Raw genomic sequence first — 19,308 nt, 5'->3', positions numbered from 1 at the left:
CTGTTTTAGTCGCGTAACCGGTTGCTAACCGTATCATAACTTGCGCCATCATCCGGAGCTACTCTTTAAAGTCATTAGCGTCGAGCTCGTGGCGCGACAGCAGCTTATAAAATTCGGTGCGATTGCGCCCCGCCATCCGGGCCGCATGCGTGACGTTCCCTTTGGTAATTTGCAGCAGCTTGCGCAGGTAATTGAGCTCAAACTGATTCCGCGCTTCGACAAACGTCGGCAGCGCGGTGTTTTCCCCTTCCAGCGCCTGCTCTACCAGGGCGTCGCTAATGACCGGCGAAGAGGTCAGCGCCACGCACTGCTCAATCACGTTCACCAGCTGGCGCACGTTGCCCGGCCATTTAGCGGCCATCAGCCGCTTCATCGCATCCGTGGAAAATGCGCGGACAAAAGGTTTATGGCGATCGGCAGACTGGCGCAGCAGATGGTTCGCCAGCAGCGGAATATCTTCCGTACGCTCAGCCAGCGGCGGGATTTTCAGACTCACCACGTTGAGACGATAGAACAGATCTTCACGAAATTCGCCTCGCGCCATGGCCTTCGGCAGGTCGCGATGGGTCGCAGAAATAATCCGCACATCAATATCGATATCGCGATTGCTGCCCAGCGGGCGCACTTTACGTTCCTGCAGAACGCGCAGCAGTTTCACCTGTAGCGCAACCGGCATATCGCCAATTTCATCAAGAAACAAGGTCCCGCCTTCTGCGGCCTGGAATAGCCCCTCGCGATTGCTGACTGCGCCGGTAAAAGCGCCGCGCGCGTGGCCGAACAATTCTGACTCCAGCAACTGTTCGGGAAGCGCGCCGCAGTTAATGGCGACAAAAGGTTTATCGCGGCGCGGGCTGGCGTTATGAATTGCCTGGGCGACAATCTCCTTGCCGGTACCGCTCTGGCCGTTAATCAGCACGCTGACGTCCGACTGCGCCACCATCCCGGCCTGCTCCAGCAGTCGCTCCATCAACGGGCTACGGGTCACAATCGCCTGACGCCAGCGCTCGTCGGTGGTTGGCGCGCTCTGCTCCAGCGCGTCATCAATCGCTTTATAAAGAGCGTCTTTATCCACCGGCTTGGTGAGAAAGCTAAACACGCCCTGCTGGGTCGCGGCAACGGCGTCCGGAATGGAACCGTGCGCAGTGAGAATGATCACCGGCATCCCCGGCTGAACCTTCTGGATTTCGCTGAACAGCTGGAGTCCGTCCATCTCATCCATCCGCAGGTCGCTGACCACCAGATCGACCTTGTCGCGACTTAGCGTCCGCAGCGCCTCCGGCCCGCTCTCGGCGGTCACTACGCTATACCCTTCGCTGACCAGACGCATACCCAGCAGCTTCAGCAGCCCCGGATCGTCGTCCACTAATAGCAGACGGGCGGGTTTACGGATCGTCATGAATCACCTCCGGGACTTTATCGCCGCCGTGCCCGGCGTCAGAGCTGAAGTTCCCGCCGGGTTTACGGCTGGAGAGCTGACGCTCGATATCGGTGAGATTCTCCAGCTTGCGGGTCGTCAGTTCGAGCTGACTGCGTAGCTCAATTTCCTGCTGTCGCAGCGTCTCCAGCTCCGCATCGTTTGACTGCTGCAGTTTGGCGTAGCGGGAACGCTCGTCAATCAGCTGAAGCTGCCGGCCCTGAGCATCGCGCCAGAGCTGATAGAGCGGGCGCACCTGAGGGGCGATTTGCGGGCTGAAGCTATCCAGACTGGCGACCAGTTCCCGGCGCTCGTTAGGCGTAATTTTGGCATCAGCCAGTAAAATGCCGCGCTTAAAGGCATCCTGCCAGCTGTCGCCGCTGTGCAGCCGGGCCTCCGCCCGCGCCTGCACCGGAGCAAGACGATCGGCGCAGTCAATTCCACGCAGCCAGTAGAGCGGATTTTTGTCGCTGGCTTCGCTTTGCAGATTCCAGATATCAGCGCACTCCACCGAAAGAAAATCGGCGACCTGATGCTGCGGCAGCGCGGAGAGCGTTTTGCCATCCGCGGCGTGTGGTGATGTAGAGGCGGAACATCCCGCCAGCGCCAGGCAGGAAATGCCTGACAGCAGCCATCCCCTGAGGGGACGGACAAATGCGAAGAAGTGGGACATATTCACCCGATAGTTAGACGTTATTTTTTCCAGACTCGGCGACGGGGAGCGTGATACGAAAACAGATTAGCCCTGACTTCTCATCAACCAGGCTCAGCTCGCCCTGCATTTGCCGTACGCAGTCGCGGGCAATGCTCAGCCCCAGACCGCTGCCTTTTACCGCCCCTTTACGCTGGTGGCTTCCCTGATAAAAAGGCTCAAAAATCATGTTTCTTTCTGCGGACGGGATCGGCTCGCCGTCGTTAATGACGTCAATGCGCACCTGCTCGCCGTGCCGATAGCTATGGATTCGAATGTTACCGGATTCAGCACCATAGTGCACCGCATTGGAGTAGAGATTATCCAGTACACTCACCAGCAGAGCGGGCTCCGCTTCGCAAAAACGCTCGCTGAGCAACAGTTCGGTATGCATCATTTTAGCTCTTGCCGGCAGGCTATGGGCAGAAACCACATTTTCCACCAGTTCGGCCAGGTTGACCGTCTCGCGCGCAATCGGGCCATCGGCCTGTTTGCGGTTATAGTCCAGCAGTTGCTCAATCAGCTTTTGCAGGTTGCGGCTGCTGTTATCCAGAATCTCCACGATCTCCTGCTGCTCGGGCGTCAGCGGCCCGGCCACCCGGTCAGCGAGCAGTTCCGTCCCTTCGCGCATGCTGGCCAGCGGCGTTTTCAGCTCATGGGAAAGATGGCGCAGGAACTGATGGCGCTGGGATTCCAGCCAGGCAAGGCGTTCGCTCAGCCAGATAATGCGTTTACCGACGGAGCGCAGCTCGCGCGGGCCGGTAAACAGCGCGGCATCGTCCAGCGATTTCCCCTCGCCCAGTCGGTTGATCATTCTTTCAATGCCCTTTACCGGGCCGATAATCATGCGGGTGAACAGCAGCACCAGCGACAGGCTGAGCAGGAACAGCACCAGCGCCTGCCAGCCGAAGAACTGGCCGCGCTCGGCGATTTCCTGCTGCAGCTGCTGTCCACGCGAATAGACCACCGTCCGGGTTGCCTGGACCATGTCGCTATTGGCGGAAGCAAACGCTTCCAGGCTGACTGCTGACTTCGCCGCCGGGCCGCTATTTTTACACTGCAGCTCGGCCAGATCGTCGAGATCCTGACGCAGCGCCTGCCAGATTTTTTCATCAGGCAGAACGCCCGCGTGAGCGTCAAGCATTTCGCTGTAGCGTTGGCGTTGATTTTGATAGACCCGCGCCAGCGTCGGATCGTCCAGCACGCAGTACTGCCGGTAGCTACGCTCCATTTCCAGCGACGCGTTAATCATCGCCTCGCTGCGGCGGGCGTCGATAAGGGTGGTGCGATTAATATGCGCCGCCTGGGCGCTGAGGGCGTTAAGGCTTTGCCACGCCTGCCATGCCAGCACCAGCAGCGGAAGCAGGATCAGCACGAAGGATAGCGTGACCAGCTGGCGCAGCGAACGGGGGAAAAGGGAGAGTCGCTTCACGGATAGGGTCTCAATCATTAGCTCACTACGATGCTACCTGAATATACCCAATATACTCTATGGATTTTGAGTTACAGGAAGGCGGCAAAGCTGAGAATCCCCGGGAGCTTACTCAAGTAAGTGACCGGGGTGAACAGATGCGGCCAACGCACCTGCAGCACAAAAGACGACGAGTATAATAAAGCCAGGCTACGGGAGCCTGGCTTTATTATGAAATGAGGCGGTGCCTTACTCGACGTTTCGCCCGATGACTGATAAAGCAGAGCTGTTATCAGGAGTTGGACGGCAGGCACCTGTTTGTGCGTCATTCGAAGTTTATGTAGCGCGTCCCGAAGGGGCTGACATAAGAAGGTGAATGAGCCACTGGTTATAATTATGCACGAACTATGCCACATCTCAAAACATTTTATTAACACAATGAAATATAATGTCTTTTTACTATTTATGGGCACGGATGATGATGGTCACTTTTTGTACAAAGTGTCGCTGATTAGCAACATCGGGTGAATGATTCAGTGATGCCTTTATGAATCAATAAGTTAAATGTCACCTTTTGACGACACCACCACAGCGCGTTTGTCGGCGATCCCCGACACCTGCTTTCGAAGTACCCCATAAATAAAAAAGCCCCCTGCGTGGGCAGGAGGCTTAATTCGATTTGTAAACGATTTTTAGCCCAGCTGTTTACGCGCGTTGCGGAAAATACGCATCCACGGGCTGTCTTCGCCCCAGTTTTCCGGGTGCCAGGAGTTCGACACGGTGCGGAACACGCGTTCCGGGTGCGGCATCATGATGGTCGCGCGCCCGCTTTCGCTGGTTACCGCAGTGATACCGTTCGGCGAACCATTCGGGTTGGCCGGATAGTTTTCCGTCACCTTACCGAAGTTATCGACGAAGCGCAGCGCCACCAGGCCTTTACTTTCCAGCTGCGCCAGATGCGCGCCATCGCGAACTTCCACCTGCCCTTCACCGTGGGATACGGCAATCGGCATCATCGATCCCACCATACCCTGCAGCAGCAGAGACGGGCTCTGCGTCACCTCAACCAGGCTGAAGCGCGCTTCAAAGCGGTCAGACTGGTTACGCACAAAGCGCGGCCACAGGTCGCTGCCCGGGATCAGCTCGCGCAGATTAGACATCATCTGGCAGCCGTTGCACACGCCCAGCGCCAGGGTCTGCGGACGATGGAAGAAGGTGGCAAACTCGTCGCGAACCCGCTCATTGAACAGAATCGATTTCGCCCAGCCTTCACCGGCGCCTAAAACGTCACCGTAGGAGAAGCCGCCGCAGGCCACCAGCGCCTGGAAATCAGCAAGACCGGTACGGCCCGCCAGCAGATCGCTCATGTGCACGTCGATGGCATCAAAGCCAGCGCGATGGAACGCCGCGGCCATTTCTACATGGGAGTTCACGCCCTGCTCACGCAGCACCGCGACCTTCGGACGCGCGCCGGTGGCAATATAAGGCGCAGCGATATCCTCATTGATATCAAAGGAGAGCTTCACGTTGAGCCCTGGATCGGCATCGTTGGCTTTCGCCTCGTGCTCCTGGTCAGCGCATTCCGGGTTATCGCGAAGACGCTGCATTTGCCAGGTGGTTTCTGCCCACCACATGCGCAGCGTGGTGCGGCTTTCGCTGAATACCGGATGACCGTCGGCCTCGATGACGAAGCGATCGCCCGCCGTAGCCTGGCCAATATAGTGAACGCAATCCGCCAGGCCATGAGCGGCCAACGTGGCTTCCACGGCCTGACGATCGGCGGCACGAACCTGAATGACGCCGCCAAGCTCTTCGTTAAACAGTGCGGCCAGGCGATCCTCGCCGAGCGCGGCGATATCAACGTTGACGCCGCAGTGGCCGGTAAAGGCCATCTCGGCCAGGGTGACCAGCAGACCGCCGTCGGAACGGTCGTGCCAGGCCAGCAGCTTATCTTCAGCCACCAGCGCCTGCATTGCGTCCCAGAAGCCTTTCAACTGCGCGACATCGCGAACGTCGGCAGTCACATCGCCAAGCTGACGATAAACCTGCGCCAGCGCGGTCGCGCCCAGCGCATTGTTCCCCTTGCCTAAATCAATCAGCAGCAGGGCGTTGTCTTCGGTGGAGAGCTGTGGGGTGACGGTACGGCGTACGTCTTCCACGCGGGCAAAGGCGGAAATCACCAGAGACAGCGGAGAAGTCATCTCGCGCTGTTCAGCCCCTTCCTGCCAGCGGGTTTTCATCGACATGGAGTCTTTACCCACCGGAATAGTCAGTCCCAGGGCAGGACAGAGCTCTTCGCCCACCGCTTTTACCGCTTCATATAAACCGGCGTCTTCGCCCGGGTGACCGGCAGCGGCCATCCAGTTTGCCGACAGCTTCACGCGATTGAGCGCGCCAATCTGCGTCGCCGCGATGTTGGTCAGCGCCTCGCCAACAGCCAGACGGGCGGAGGCGGCGAAGTCCAGCAGCGCCACCGGCGCACGTTCGCCAATGGACATCGCTTCGCCGTAGTAGCTATCGAGGCTGGCGGTGGTGACCGCACAGTTAGCCACCGGAACCTGCCACGGCCCCACCATCTGATCGCGCGCCACCATACCGGTGACGGTGCGATCGCCAATGGTGACGAGGAAGGTTTTCTCCGCGACCGTCGGCAGGTGCAGCACGCGATTCACCGCGTCGGCAATAGTGATGCCCTGGCGTTGCAGACTCTGGCCCTGCGCTTTCAACGTCTGCACGTCACGGGTCATTTTCGGCGTTTTGCCCAGCAGCACGTCAAGCGGCAGGTCGATCGGACGATCGTCAAAATGGGCATCATCAAGGCTCAGATGCAGCGCTTCGGTTGCTTCGCCAATCACCGCGTACGGCGCGCGTTCGCGGCGGCACAGCTCATCAAACAACGGCAGTTGCTCCGGCGCAACCGCCAGCACATAACGTTCCTGCGATTCGTTACACCAGATCTCCAGCGGGCTCATGCCCGGCTCATCGCTGAGGATATCGCGCAGCTGGAATTTACCGCCGCGTCCGCCGTCGCTGACCAGCTCAGGCATGGCGTTCGACAGACCGCCAGCGCCGACATCGTGGATAAACAAAATCGGGTTGGCGTCGCCCAGCTGCCAGCAGCGGTCGATAACCTCCTGGCAACGACGTTCCATCTCCGGGTTATCGCGCTGTACGGAGGCGAAATCGAGGTCGGCATCGGACTGGCCGGAGGCCATTGAAGAGGCCGCGCCGCCGCCGAGACCGATGTTCATTGCCGGACCGCCGAGAACAATCAGCTTCGCGCCGACGACAATTTCGCCCTTCTGCACGTGTTCGCCGCGAATGTTGCCGATTCCGCCCGCCAGCATAATGGGCTTATGGTAGCCGCGCAGCTCTTCGCCGTTGTGGCTGGTTACCTTCTCTTCATAGGTACGGAAATAGCCGTTGAGCGCCGGACGACCAAATTCGTTGTTAAACGCCGCGCCGCCCAGCGGACCTTCAGTCATGATATCCAGCGCGGTAACGATACGATCCGGTTTGCCGAAATCTTCTTCCCACGGCTGTTCAAACCCCGGAATCCGCAGGTTGGAAACCGAGAAACCCACCAGGCCGGCTTTTGGCTTCGCCCCGCGTCCGGTGGCGCCTTCATCGCGAATTTCGCCGCCGGAACCTGTCGCCGCGCCCGGCCACGGAGAGATCGCCGTCGGGTGGTTATGGGTTTCGACCTTCATCAGAATATGCGCGTCTTCCTGGTGGAAGTCGTAGCGACCGGTTGCGTGGTCGGCAAAGTAGCGCCCCACGGCTGAACCTTCCATTACCGCGGCGTTGTCTTTATAAGCAGACAGCACGTAGTCCGGGGTTTTCTCGAAGGTGTTTTTGATCATTTTGAACAGCGACTTCGGCTGCTTTTCGCCATCGATGACCCAGTCGGCGTTAAAAATCTTGTGTCGGCAGTGCTCGGAGTTAGCCTGCGCGAACATATAGAGTTCGATATCGTTCGGGTTGCGGCCCAGCGTCTGGAAAGCATCCTGCAGATAGTCAATTTCGTCATCCGCCAGCGCAAGCCCCAGACGGAGGTTGGCGTCAATCAGCGCCTGACGCCCCAGGCCCAGCAGGTCAACGCTGGTGACCGGCGTTGGCTGATGATGGGCAAACAGTTTTTCACCCTCTTCCAGCGCGCCGAAAACGCTTTCCATCATGCGGTCATGAAGTTCGGCCGCCACCAGCGACCACTGTTCATCGTTGAGGCTGCTGGCTTCGACGTAATACGCGACGCCGCGCTCAAGGCGCACAATCTGAGACAGGCCGCAGTTATGGGCGATGTCGGTAGCTTTAGAAGACCAGGGAGAGATGGTGCCGGGACGGGGGGTAACGAGCAGTAGCTTGCCGGTTGGGGTATGGCTGCTTAAGTTCGGGCCATACTTGAGCAACCTTGCCAGACTCTCGCGATCGTTGTCGCTGAGCGGGGCGCTAAGGTCGGCAAAATGAACGTACTCGGCATATATCGTGCTGACCGGAAGGTTGGCCGCCTGGAAACGTGCCAGCAGTTTATTGATACGGAATGCCGACAGTGCAGGTGAACCACGCAAAATTTCCATCATAAGTCTCTCGTCTTCGAAGCTTTCATGGTGAGCCAGGGGGGAAACGGGCGCCATTATAGTGAATCCTGCGCCCCGACGAAACCGTTTGCGTAGAAATAAAATGATTGCCAGGGTTTATCAATAAATGTGACCCTCCTCGCGAATAAGTTGCCAACTGGCGCATTCTTAAGCAAAATGCCGCTCATTCCACGACAACCTTTTACTTATTCTGGTCATAGTCTGCTGAGGAACCCGAAGCTGCAGAAGATTAACTATCTGAAAAAATTAAAGATTAATTATCTGCTCATCGGCATTGTGACTCTCCTGCTGGCGGCTGCCCTGTGGCCGTCTCTCCCGTGGATGGGTAAGCCGGAAAACCGCGTGGCCGGGATCATGGCGCGTGGAGAACTGCGTATCAGCACCATTAATTCGCCAATGACCTTCGCGACCATTAACGATCGGACCTACGGTTTTGATTATGAGCTGGCGCAGCAGTTTGCCGACTACCTCGGCGTCGAGCTAAAAGTCACCGTCAGGCAGAATATCAGCCAGCTGTTTGATGACCTCGATGAAGGCAAAGCCGATATGCTGGCTGCCGGCCTGGTCTACAATTCCGAACGGGTGAAGAACTATCAGGCCGGGCCAACCTACTACTCCGTTTCGCAACAGCTGGTTTATCGCAAAGGCAGCCTGCGTCCGCGCAGCCTGGCAAATCTTACCGCCGACCAGTTGGCGATTGCTCCCGGACACGTGGCGATTAACGATCTTCAGGCCCTAAAAAAGCAAAAATACCCCGATCTCGACTGGCGCGTGGACGAGAAACGCGGGACGACGGCGCTGATGCAGGCGGTTATTGATGGCAAACTCGACTATACCGTTGCTGATTCGGTCGCCGTCAGCCTGTTCCAGCGCGTCCATCCGGAGCTGGCCGTCGCGCTTGATATCAGCGACGAGCAGCCGGTCACCTGGTTTAGCGAAAAAGGTGAGGACAACTCCCTGCCGGCGGCAATGCTCGATTTCTTCAATAATATTAACGAGGACGGCACACTGGCGAGGCTGGAGGAGAAATACCTTGGTCACGGCAACGATTTTGATTATGTAGACACCCGTACCTTCCTGCGCGCCGTGGAAAGCGTGCTCCCGGACCTGCAGCCAATGTTTGAAAAATATGCCCGTCAGATAGACTGGCGGCTGCTGGCGGCTATCTCATGGCAGGAATCGCACTGGGATCCGCAGGCCACCTCCCCGACCGGCGTTCGCGGCATCATGATGCTGACCCGCAATACCGCTCAAAGTCTGGGCCTGACCGATCGTACCGACGCCGAGCAAAGCCTCGACGGCGGCATGCGTTATTTACAGGATATGATGAATAAAGTGCCGGAGTCGGTCCCGCAGGATGAACGCATCTGGTTTGCGCTGGCGGCTTACAATATGGGCTACGCGCATATGCTCGATGCAATGGCGCTGACGAAAAAGCAGAAAGGCAACCCGAATAGCTGGGCCGATGTGAAGCAGCGTCTGCCGCTGCTAAGCCAGAAAAACTACTACAGCCGGCTGAAGTACGGCTTTGCACGCGGCCACGAAGCCTACGCCTACGTCGAAAATATCCGTAAATATCATATTAGCCTCGTGGGCTATCTTTCTGAAAAAGAGAGAAAGGACGCCCAGATAGCGGCACTAGGCGAGCACTATCCGGCAGTCATGCCGGAGGAGCTGGGTAAGGAAGAGCAGTACGCCATGTCCTTTTTCAGCTTCCGCGCAGAAACGCTGGTGGACAACGCGAAGCTGAAAATCCCCGGTACAGGGCATTAACCTTCCGCTTGCCGGCTAGCTCGCTTCAGCGCTTTTTTCTCTTCGCGTCGCCAGCGGAAAAAATCGCTCAGCATGCCGGAACAGGCCTCAGCCAAAATACCTTCCGTTATCTCGATCCGATGGTTCATTCCCGGATGGTGCAGCACGTCGATGAGCGACCCGGCTGCGCCGGTTTTCGCATCTCTGGCGCCAAAAACCAGCCGAGAGATGCGACTATGGACCATCGCCCCGGCGCACATCACGCAGGGTTCAAGGGTAACGTACAGCGTTGCGTCAATCAGACGATAGTTTTGCTGCACCAGCCCGCCCTGACGCAGCGCCATAATTTCGGCGTGCGCGGTCGGATCGTGACGTCCGATTGGCCGATTCCAGCCTTCGCCGATGACCTGATGATTATGCACCAGTACCGCGCCGACCGGCACTTCGCCCTCTTCCCAGGCGCGTTTCGCCAGCGTCAGAGCGTGACGCATCCAGTATTCATCATTTAATTCATGGTCAGACAAAGCGGGCACTCCTGCAGAAAAGCGGGGCGCATTATACATGGACGTTATGTATTACACACTATTCTAACTGCTGAAGATCGCCCTGCGGCGTCACCCGCCAGCGGTGCTGGCAAAAATAGAGCAGCGGGTTATCCTGCTCGCTGTCGCTGTAGCCGCTGTACAATCGCAGCGGAGCGCCGATTTTTTGTTCCAGCTGCGCCACTTTTTCATTGCCGAGGCAGCGCAGGGTTAATCCCCAGCCGCCGCAACGACGCTCCATCCGGCTGGCGATCAGGTTCACTCGCGGCAGCCAGGGAGTATCAAAATAAACCTGCTCAACCAGCGACTGCGGCGAGCCGGTAATCAGCCAGACGTCCGCATCGGTGCTGGTCAGATAGTTGTTGAGCCGCGCCTGTACTACCGGGAACGCCGTGACGTGCTGGCGAAACCAGCGGGCGAAACTCGCCTCAAGGCGTTTCAGGTGACGCTCGCTGCGGCCAAAAGTTGACGCCCACAGCAGCAGGCTCATCGGCCAGCGCGCAGCGCGTCCGAACAGCATCAGCCCGACGGCAATAACCGGTAATAAAGGAATCACCAGCAGGACATTTAGCGGCTGGTGGCGCAGGACATAGCGCAAAAAGCTGCCGAACATATCCTGCTGATGTAAGGTTCCATCCAGATCAAAGAAAACCACTCTCCGCGTACTGCTATTCAAAACCCACTCCCCTGAACGATCGCCTGATAACCAATAGCTTAGCAGTCTTAAGCTGCGAATAGCGAAAACATACGCTGTTGTTGAATCCGGATTAAGAAAACGCTTCTGCAGAGAAATCTGAAGCTCAGAATTTTTAATTCGCAGTAATCCTCTTATAATCGAATACAAAATTCTTTCAGTCGAGGGTGAAGCCGTCCTCCGGAGCCGCTATGAACTGTTTGACCCGTATTCGCCAGCGCTACCCAACGCTGGCCGCAAGCGATAAAAAACTGGCCGATTTCATTCTGGCCCAACCGGATAAAACCCGCCACCTTAGCTCGCAACAGCTGGCGGGCGAAGCCGGGGTCAGCCAGTCAAGCGTAGTCAAATTTGCGCAGAAGATGGGTTTCAAAGGTTTTCCGGCATTAAAGCTGGCGTTAAGCGAAGCCCTGGCAAGCGCCCCTACGCCACAGTCCGTGCCGGTACATAATCAGATCCGCGGCGACGATCCTCTCCGACTGGTAGGCGAAAAACTCATTAAAGATAATATCGCGGCCATGCACGCTTCGCTGGACGTCAACGCCGAAGAGAAGCTGTTCGAAGCCGTCACGCTATTGCGCCACGCCCGCCGGGTCATTATTACCGGTATCGGCGCGTCGGGGCTGGTGGCAAGAAACTTCAGCTGGAAGCTAATGAAAATCGGCATTAATGCCGTGTCAGAACAGGATATGCATGCGCTGCTGGCGACGGTACAGGCGATGTCGCCGGACGATCTGCTGTTGGCTATTTCCTACTCCGGTGAACGACGCGAGATCAACATGGCGGCTGGTGAAGCGTTACGAGTAGGAAGCCAGATCCTGGCGATCACCGGATTTAATCCCAACGCTCTTCAGCAACAGGCGACGCTGTGCCTGTATACCATAGCGGAAGAACAGGCTACGCGCAGCGCCGCGATCTCCTCTACCAGCGCGCAGATGATGCTGACCGATCTTCTGTTTATGGGACTGGTGCAGCAGGATCTTGAACGTGCCCCGGAGCGAATTCGCCATAGCGAAGCGCTGGTGAAAAAGCTGGTGTAACCCCGAGTGCCCTGCCCGCTGTCAAAAGCACACTCTCTTATTGGCTCAGAGCGGGCAAAATTTCTCTGCTGCGGAGGGTCGCCCCGCGGTTGAAAAGAGCTGGCCCGAGCGAAAAATGGGCGTATAATGCCCGCCCTGTTTGTGTTGTTTCTGAGAAATTCCTGATGGCGCTGTTAATCACCAAAAAATGTATCAACTGCGATATGTGCGAGCCGGAGTGCCCGAATGAGGCGATATCCATGGGTGATAGCATTTATGAAATTAACAGCGATCGCTGCACCGAATGCGTCGGCCACTATGATACGCCAACCTGCCAGAAGGTGTGCCCGATCCCAAATACCATTCTGAAAGATCCGGTCCATAACGAGAATGAAGAGCAGCTGTGGGATAAGTTTGTCCTGCTGCACCACGCGGACAAACTGTGATATTGCCGGATGGCGGCGTTAACCGACCTCTCCGGCCTGTAACAATTAGCTTTCGATAATCACCGTGGCGCAGGCATAGTGACGCTCGTCGGCCAGCGTCACGTGAATGCTGCTTACGCCCATACGCTCCGCCAGACCCTTTGCCTCGCCCCACAATCGCAGCTTTGGCTTACCCAGCTCGTCGTTGTAAACCTCAAACTGATTGAACGCCAGCCCGTTGCGGATGCCGGTGCCAAGCGCCTTGGCCGCCGCTTCTTTAACGGCGAAACGCTTCGCCAGAAAACGGACCGGCTGCTGATGCTGTTCCCATATCGCCCATTCAAAATCGCTGAGTACGCGACGGGCAAGACGATCGCCGCTGCGGGCTATCACCGCGTCAATACGGGCAATTTCAACAATATCAGTACCCAGTCCGAGAATCGCCATCAGCCGCGAGCTTCCTGCATCAGACGCTTCATTTCCGCAACCGCTTCCTTCAGGCCGCTCATTACCGCCCGGCCAATAATCGCATGGCCGATGTTCAGCTCGTGCATTTCCGGCAGCGCGGCAATAGCCTTAACGTTATGGTACGTCAGGCCGTGACCGGCGTTAACCTTCAGCCCCAGGCTCGCGGCATAGGTTGCCGCTTTGGCGATACGTTCCAGCTCTTTTGCCTGTCCGGCGTCCGTTTGCGCATCAGCATAGCAGCCGGTGTGAATTTCGATAAAAGGCGCGCCGACGTCCGCTGCGGCCTTAATTTGCGCGTGGTCAGCATCAATAAACAGGGAGACCAGAATACCGGCATCGGCCAGACGCTTACAGGCATCGCGCATTTTATCGAGCTGCCCCGCCACATCCAGTCCGCCTTCGGTTGTCACTTCCTGACGTTTTTCCGGCACCAGGCAGCAGAAATGCGGTTGAGTCTCACAGGCAATTTTCAGCATCTCTTCCGTCACCGCCATCTCAAGGTTCATGCGGGTATCCAGAGTCTGGCGCAAAATACGCACGTCGCGATCGGTAATATGGCGGCGATCTTCGCGCAGATGAACAGTAATACCGTCAGCGCCTGCCTGCTCGGCGATAAAGGCCGCCTGTACCGGATCCGGATAAGCGGTACCGCGAGCGTTGCGTAATGTCGCTATGTGGTCAATGTTGACCCCTAACAGTAATTCAGCCATGACAATCCTCGTTAATCGTTATTTGTTTTATCGGCCCGTGCGGGCAAAAACTGACGAAACAGCTCGCGACTTTTTAACGGCTTCCCACCAAGATAGGGCTTCAGGGCGATTCGGGTGAAACGCTTTGCCGCGCGCAGCGCATCGCTGTCCGGAAATTCGCGGCTGGCCAGCGCCTTCAGATGGTGCCCGGTAAAGGTGTTGTTATCAATAACCACGCTGGCAATAAATCCTTTCTCTTCACGGTAGCGGTAGGTCATCGTATCGTCAACCGCCTCTCCGCTGCCGGCGCAGTGCAGGAAATCAACGCCATATCCCAGATGCCCAAGCAGCGCCAGCTCAAACCGCCGAAGCGCCGGTTCCGGCGAACCTGTAGCGCCAGCCAGCGACTGGATACAGTGCAGATAATCGAAAAAGAGTTCCGAGAAGCGCGTTTCGTGCTCAAGCACGCGAGAGAGCAGTTCGTTGACGTAAAGTCCGCTGTAGAGCGTGATACCGCTGAGAGGGAGCGCCAGCGAGACGGCTTCCGCGCTGCGCAGCGTTTTAACTTCGCCGCGCCCGCCAAAGCGGAGCAGTAAGGGGGTAAAAGGCTGAAGAGCGCCTTTGAGGTTCGAGCGTTTGGAACGTGCGCCTTTTGCAACAAGCCGCACGCGACCGGACTCTTCCGTGAAGACGTCCAGCATCAGGCTGGTTTCGCTCCAGGGACGACTATGCAGTACGAAAGCGCGTTGCCAGCCTTCCATCATACTCGTCGTCTTTCAAGCCGCAGGTGCGTTGGCTGCGCCCACTGACCCCAGTCAATTACTGAAGTAAGCTCCCGGGGACTCGCGTTCTTGCCGCGCGACTCAGCCTCTGGCCTCGCTCCTTCGGAGCCAGCGCAAGCGCTGTTCAAAACACTTTGTGTTTTGTCCTGCACCTCGAAAGCCATAGAGTATCCAAACTTAGAGATCGTCGCCGTAACCGAGACTGCGCAGCGCGCGTTCGTCATCAGCCCAGCCGGATTTCACTTTCACCCAAAGTTCAAGGTGAACCGGCGCTTCAAACATATCCTGCATGTCTTTACGCGCTTCGATACCGATGGTTTTGATTTTGGCCCCTTTGTTACCAATCACCATCTTCTTCTGCCCTTCGCGCTCAACCAGAATCAGGCCGTTAATGTCGTAACCGCCGCGCTCATTGGTCACAAAACGCTCAATTTCGACGGTGACGGAATATGGCAGTTCTGCGCCAAGGAAACGCATCAGCTTTTCACGAATGATCTCGGAAGCCATAAAGCGCTGCGAACGGTCAGTGATGTAATCTTCCGGGAAGTGGTGAATCGCCTCCGGCAAATGCTTGCGCACGATACCGGCGATCGTATCAACATTCAGCCCCGTTTCCGCAGAAATCGGTACGATATCGAGGAAGTTCATCTGACTGCCGAGGAACTGCAGATGTGGCAGAAGATCCGCTTTTTCCTGGACGTTGTCGACTTTGTTGACCGCCAGAATCACCGGCGCTTTACCGTCGCGCAGCTTGTTGAGCACCATCTCGTCGTCCGGCGTCCAGCGGGTCCCTTCAACCACGAAGATAACCAGCTCAACGTCGCCAATAGAGCTGCTTGCCGCCTTGTTCATCAGGCGGTTAATCGCGCGTTTTTCTTCCATATGCAGACCGGGGGTATCGACGTAGATCGCCTGATACGGGCCTTCAGTATGGATACCAACGATGCGGTGACGCGTGGTCTGCGCTTTTCGGGAAGTGATCGAGATCTTCTGCCCGAGCAGCTTATTCAGCAATGTGGATTTGCCCACGTTTGGACGACCAACGATGGCAATAAATCCGCAGTAGTTCTTTTCTTCGCTCATTCCAGCTCCAGCTTTTTCAGCGCCTGTTCGGCGGCAGCCTGCTCCGCCTTGCGACGGCTAGAACCCGTGCCAACCACCGGTTCACTCAGGCCGCTAACCTGGCAGTGGATAGTAAATTCCTGATCGTGCGCTTCACCGCGAACCTGTACCACCAGGTAAGACGGCAGCGGCAGATGACGCCCCTGCAGATACTCCTGCAAGCGCGTCTTCGGATCTTTTTGCTTGTCACCAGGGCTGATTTCGTCCAGACGGCTCTGGTACCAGGAGAGGATAAGGCGCTCAACGTTCTGAATATCGCTGTCGAGGAAAATCCCGCCGATTAAAGCTTCAACGGTGTCCGCCAGTATCGATTCACGGCGAAAGCCTCCGCTTTTCAGTTCACCCGGCCCAAGACGCAGGCATTCACCTAATTCGAACTCGCGGGCAATTTCTGCCAGCGTGTTGCCTCGTACCAGCGTCGCGCGCATGCGGCTCATATCGCCTTCGTCTACCCGAGGGAAACGATGATAGAGGGCGTTTGCGATCACAAAGCTCAATATTGAGTCGCCTAAAAACTCCAGGCGCTCATTGTGTTTGCTGCTGGCACTGCGGTGAGTTAATGCCTGTTGCAACAGCTCCTGATGATGAAAAGTGTAGCCCAGCTTCCGTTGAAGCCGATTAATTACGATGGGGTTCATGCGTTACCAATAGATGAATGCGTCAAAAATGCAGCACACGAAACCGACCTGAGTAAAAACCAACGCGGTTTCGTGTGCTGTGTCAATCTTACGAGAGACAACCTAAAACTTCGGGGGGATATTCTATACGCAACGACAAGGGATGTCGTTAGTTTGAATAGATTTAAATATTAAATAATTCACGCTGCCGTTATTGCGGCGGCAGCGTGAATAAGGCAGGAAAATTAATGAATGCCGCCAATGCGCGATAAACGTACGCCGGTAGGCCATTCACCTTCCTGTTTTTCGAAACTCATCCAGATTGCGGTGGCTTTACCCACCAGATTCGCTTCCGGCACAAAGCCCCAATAACGGCTGTCGGCGCTGTTATCGCGGTTGTCACCCATCATAAAATACTGCCCCGGGGGGACAATCCAGGTTGCCAGCGGTAGCCCGGACTGGTGGTAATACATCCCAACCTGATCCTGCGCAATCGGCACGGTCAAAATGCGGTGCGTCACGTCACCCAGCGTCTCTTTACGTTCGGTCAGACGAATGCCATTCGCTTTGGTCTCGCCTTTCGGCAGTTGCCAGAAACCGCTGGTCGCTTCACCGCCGTTGCTGCGGGAGAAGGTCTGTACGAAATCGCTCGGCTCAACGTTGGAGTAAGTGACCGGCAGAGCGTTGCCGCAGGCCTGACCAGAACTGCAGCCCGGCTGGATAGTGACCTGTTTAGCAATCGGATCGTAAGTGACTTTATCACCCGGTAAGCCGACGGCCCGCTTGATATAATCCAGGCGCGGATCCTGCGGATATTTAAAGACAACGATATCGCCGCGCTTCGGATGCCCGGTTTCGATCAGCGTTTTCTGGTAAATCGGATCCTTAATGCCGTAAGCAAACTTCTCTACCAGAATAAAATCGCCGATTAGCAGCGTCGGCATCATTGAGCCGGATGGGATCTGGAAGGGCTCATAAATAAATGAGCGAACCACCAGAACAATCGCCAGTACCGGGAAGATGGAAGCGCCGGTTTCCAGCCAGCCCGGTTTCGGGCCCACCTTTTTCAGCGTTTTCTTGTCCAGCTGGTCGCCGGTCGCCGCCTGGGCAGCGGCCTGACTTTCGCGACGTTTTGGCGCAAAGATAAACTTATCCAGGCACCACAACAGACCCGTCACCACAGTAGCGATGACCAGGATCAGGGCAAACATGTTCGCCATGCCAACTCCTTAGGGTTATTTGCCGTCTTTACCAACGTGCAGAATGGCGAGGAACGCTTCCTGCGGCAGCTCAACGTTACCGACCTGCTTCATTCGTTTCTTACCTTCTTTCTGCTTCTGCAGCAGCTTTTTCTTACGGCTGACGTCGCCGCCATAGCATTTCGCCAGGACGTTTTTACGCAGCTGTTTTACGGTAGAACGGGCAATGATGTGGTTGCCGATAGCAGCCTGGATAGCGATATCGAACTGCTGACGCGGGATCAGCTCTTTCATCTTCTCAACCAGTTCGCGGCCGCGATACGGCGCATTATCGTTATGCGTGATCAGCGCCAGCGCATCCACGCGCTCGCCGTTAATCAACACATCCACGCGCACCATATTGGAGGCCTGGAAGCGTTTGAAGTTGTAGTCCAGCGAGGCATAGCCGCGGGAAGTAGACTTCAGACGGTCAAAGAAGTCGAGCACCACTTCCGCCATCGGAATTTCATAGGTCAACGCAACCTGATTGCCGTGATAGACCATATTGGTCTGTACGCCGCGTTTTTCGATACACAGGGTAATGACGTTGCCTAAAAACTCCTGCGGCAGCAGCATATGACACTCGGCGATCGGCTCGCGCAGCTCCTGAATATTGTTCAGCGGCGGCAGCTTGGACGGGCTATCGACGTAAATAACTTCTTTCGAGGTGGTTTCTACTTCATAAACGACCGTCGGCGCCGTGGTGATCAGATCCAGGTCATATTCACGCTCAAGACGCTCCTGGATGATCTCCATATGCAGAAGACCCAGGAAGCCGCAGCGGAAACCGAAGCCCAGCGCGGTGGAGCTTTCCGGTTCGTAGAACAGAGAGGCATCGTTAAGGCTCAGTTTGCCCAGCGCATCGCGGAAGTTCTCGTAATCATCAGAACTGACCGGGAACAGGCCGGCGTAAACCTGCGGTTTAACCTTTTTAAAGCCTGGCAGCGCTTTTTCCGCCGGGTTGCGGGAGAGAGTCAGCGTATCGCCGACCGGCGCGCCGAGAATATCTTTGATGGCGCAAACCAGCCAGCCTACCTCGCCGCATTTCAGCTCGGTACGGTCAACCTGTTTCGGCGTGAAGATGCCCAGGCGGTCGGCGTTATACACCTGCCCGGTACTCATCACCTTAATTTTATCGCCTTTACGCATGGTGCCGTTTTTGATACGCACCAGAGAGACGACGCCGAGGTAGTTATCGAACCAGGAGTCGATGATCAGAGCCTGCAGCGGCGCTTCCGGGTCGCCTTCCGGCGGCGGAATGTCGCGCACCAGGCGTTCCAGCACGTCCGGCACGCCAACGCCGGTCTTTGCAGAACAGCGCACCGCATCGGTAGCATCGATACCGACGATGTCTTCAATTTCTTCCGCCACGCGCTCCGGATCGGCCGCCGGCAGGTCAATTTTGTTCAGGACCGGAACCACTTCCAGGTCCATTTCCATCGCCGTATAGCAGTTAGCCAGCGTCTGGGCTTCTACGCCCTGCCCCGCATCAACCACCAGCAAAGCGCCTTCACAGGCAGCAAGCGAACGAGAAACTTCATAAGAGAAGTCGACGTGGCCGGGCGTGTCGATAAAGTTCAGCTGATAGGTTTCACCATCAGACGCTTTGTAATCGAGGGTGACGCTCTGCGCCTTGATGGTAATACCGCGCTCACGTTCAAGATCCATGGAGTCCAGAACCTGGGCTGCCATTTCACGATCGGAAAGGCCACCGCAAATCTGGATAATTCGGTCAGACAATGTCGACTTACCGTGGTCGATGTGAGCGATGATTGAAAAGTTACGTATATTCTTCATATTTAGAGTTAATTATGCCTTACGCGAATCATGAGGCCGCTGTACTGTG

The 19,308-nt window shown here is 56.5% G+C and carries 16 protein-coding genes; 3 read left to right on the top strand and 13 right to left on the bottom strand.

Features of this window, described 5'->3' with window-relative positions; genetic code table 11:
* Nucleotides 1–58: 58 nt before the first annotated feature.
* The 4 genes from glrR to purL all read right to left on the bottom strand — a co-directional run bounded on the left by glrR (nt 59) and on the right by purL (nt 8,096).
* Complete coding sequence (gene glrR / locus ABLV12_RS18905) at nt 59–1,396, bottom strand: two-component system response regulator GlrR (protein WP_017145534.1); 1,338 nt, start codon at nt 1,394–1,396, stop codon at nt 59–61.
* A complete protein-coding gene (gene qseG / locus ABLV12_RS18900; RefSeq protein ID WP_004114463.1) occupies nt 1,383–2,087 on the bottom strand; it encodes a two-component system QseEF-associated lipoprotein QseG in 705 nt (234 codons plus the stop codon). Before qseG ends, glrR begins: the two co-directional genes overlap by 14 nt.
* Before the next feature lie 13 nt (nt 2,088–2,100).
* Nucleotides 2,101–3,537 (bottom strand): HAMP domain-containing sensor histidine kinase, encoded by a 1,437-nt coding sequence (locus ABLV12_RS18895; RefSeq protein ID WP_348867238.1) that lies wholly within the window; start codon nt 3,535–3,537, stop codon nt 2,101–2,103.
* A gap of 671 nt (nt 3,538–4,208) precedes the next feature.
* Nucleotides 4,209–8,096 carry a phosphoribosylformylglycinamidine synthase gene (gene purL, locus ABLV12_RS18890; protein ID WP_032705237.1) on the bottom strand — a complete coding sequence of 1,296 codons (3,888 nt, stop codon included), beginning with the start codon at nt 8,094–8,096 and terminating at the stop codon, nt 4,209–4,211.
* 174 nt (nt 8,097–8,270) lie between these two features.
* Here purL and mltF point away from each other — a divergent pair, with 174 nt between their 5' ends.
* Complete coding sequence (mltF, locus tag ABLV12_RS18885) at nt 8,271–9,887, top strand: membrane-bound lytic murein transglycosylase MltF (protein WP_160886150.1); 1,617 nt, start codon at nt 8,271–8,273, stop codon at nt 9,885–9,887.
* On the opposite strand, the gene tadA is transcribed toward mltF, so the two are convergent.
* Both tadA and yfhb read right to left on the bottom strand, forming a co-directional pair.
* A complete protein-coding gene (gene tadA / locus ABLV12_RS18880; RefSeq protein ID WP_064398105.1) occupies nt 9,884–10,390 on the bottom strand; it encodes a tRNA adenosine(34) deaminase TadA in 507 nt (168 codons plus the stop codon). The two genes, mltF and tadA, sit on opposite strands and share 4 nt — an antisense overlap.
* Before the next feature lie 58 nt (nt 10,391–10,448).
* A complete protein-coding gene (gene yfhb, locus ABLV12_RS18875; RefSeq protein ID WP_004114470.1) occupies nt 10,449–11,084 on the bottom strand; it encodes a phosphatidylglycerophosphatase C in 636 nt (211 codons plus the stop codon).
* Between the two features lie 209 nt (nt 11,085–11,293).
* On the opposite strand from yfhb, the gene ABLV12_RS18870 reads away from it, so the two are divergent.
* Together ABLV12_RS18870 and ABLV12_RS18865 are read left to right on the top strand one after the other, a co-directional pair.
* Entirely contained in the window at nt 11,294–12,142 is an 849-nt protein-coding gene (locus tag ABLV12_RS18870; RefSeq protein ID WP_004104559.1) for a MurR/RpiR family transcriptional regulator, read from the top strand.
* Between the two features lie 164 nt (nt 12,143–12,306).
* A complete protein-coding gene (locus ABLV12_RS18865) occupies nt 12,307–12,567 on the top strand; it encodes a YfhL family 4Fe-4S dicluster ferredoxin (protein WP_064398103.1) in 261 nt (86 codons plus the stop codon).
* A 45-nt stretch (nt 12,568–12,612) separates the two neighbouring features.
* On the opposite strand, the gene acpS is transcribed toward ABLV12_RS18865, so the two are convergent.
* From acpS to lepA, 7 genes are all read right to left on the bottom strand, one after another.
* The gene (gene acpS / locus ABLV12_RS18860) at nt 12,613–12,993 is read right to left on the bottom strand and encodes a holo-ACP synthase (RefSeq protein ID WP_004104568.1); all 381 of its coding nucleotides are present in this window, start codon (nt 12,991–12,993) and stop codon (nt 12,613–12,615) included.
* Nucleotides 12,993–13,724 carry a pyridoxine 5'-phosphate synthase gene (gene pdxJ, locus ABLV12_RS18855; RefSeq protein ID WP_004114481.1) on the bottom strand — a complete coding sequence of 244 codons (732 nt, stop codon included), beginning with the start codon at nt 13,722–13,724 and terminating at the stop codon, nt 12,993–12,995. The genes acpS and pdxJ overlap by 1 nt, the downstream gene beginning before the upstream one ends.
* 11 nt (nt 13,725–13,735) lie before the next feature.
* Complete coding sequence (gene recO / locus ABLV12_RS18850; RefSeq protein WP_024274566.1) at nt 13,736–14,464, bottom strand: DNA repair protein RecO; 729 nt, start codon at nt 14,462–14,464, stop codon at nt 13,736–13,738.
* A gap of 198 nt (nt 14,465–14,662) precedes the next feature.
* A complete protein-coding gene (gene era, locus ABLV12_RS18845; RefSeq protein ID WP_004104571.1) occupies nt 14,663–15,568 on the bottom strand; it encodes a GTPase Era in 906 nt (301 codons plus the stop codon).
* Nucleotides 15,565–16,245: a ribonuclease III gene (rnc, locus tag ABLV12_RS18840; RefSeq protein ID WP_004104573.1), complete on the bottom strand. Its 681-nt coding sequence runs from the start codon at nt 16,243–16,245 to the stop codon at nt 15,565–15,567. The genes era and rnc overlap by 4 nt, the downstream gene beginning before the upstream one ends.
* A gap of 224 nt (nt 16,246–16,469) precedes the next feature.
* Nucleotides 16,470–17,444 (bottom strand): signal peptidase I, encoded by a 975-nt coding sequence (gene lepB / locus ABLV12_RS18835; protein ID WP_064344220.1) that lies wholly within the window; start codon nt 17,442–17,444, stop codon nt 16,470–16,472.
* 15 nt (nt 17,445–17,459) lie between these two features.
* A complete protein-coding gene (gene lepA / locus ABLV12_RS18830) occupies nt 17,460–19,259 on the bottom strand; it encodes a translation elongation factor 4 (RefSeq protein WP_004104577.1) in 1,800 nt (599 codons plus the stop codon).
* Between the last annotated feature and the right edge of the window lie 49 nt (nt 19,260–19,308).

Source organism: Klebsiella sp. CN_Kp100 (assembly GCF_040065315.1).
Classification (GTDB): Bacteria; Pseudomonadota; Gammaproteobacteria; order Enterobacterales; family Enterobacteriaceae; genus Klebsiella; species Klebsiella oxytoca.
This window is presented reverse-complemented; position numbering and strand designations above follow the sequence as displayed.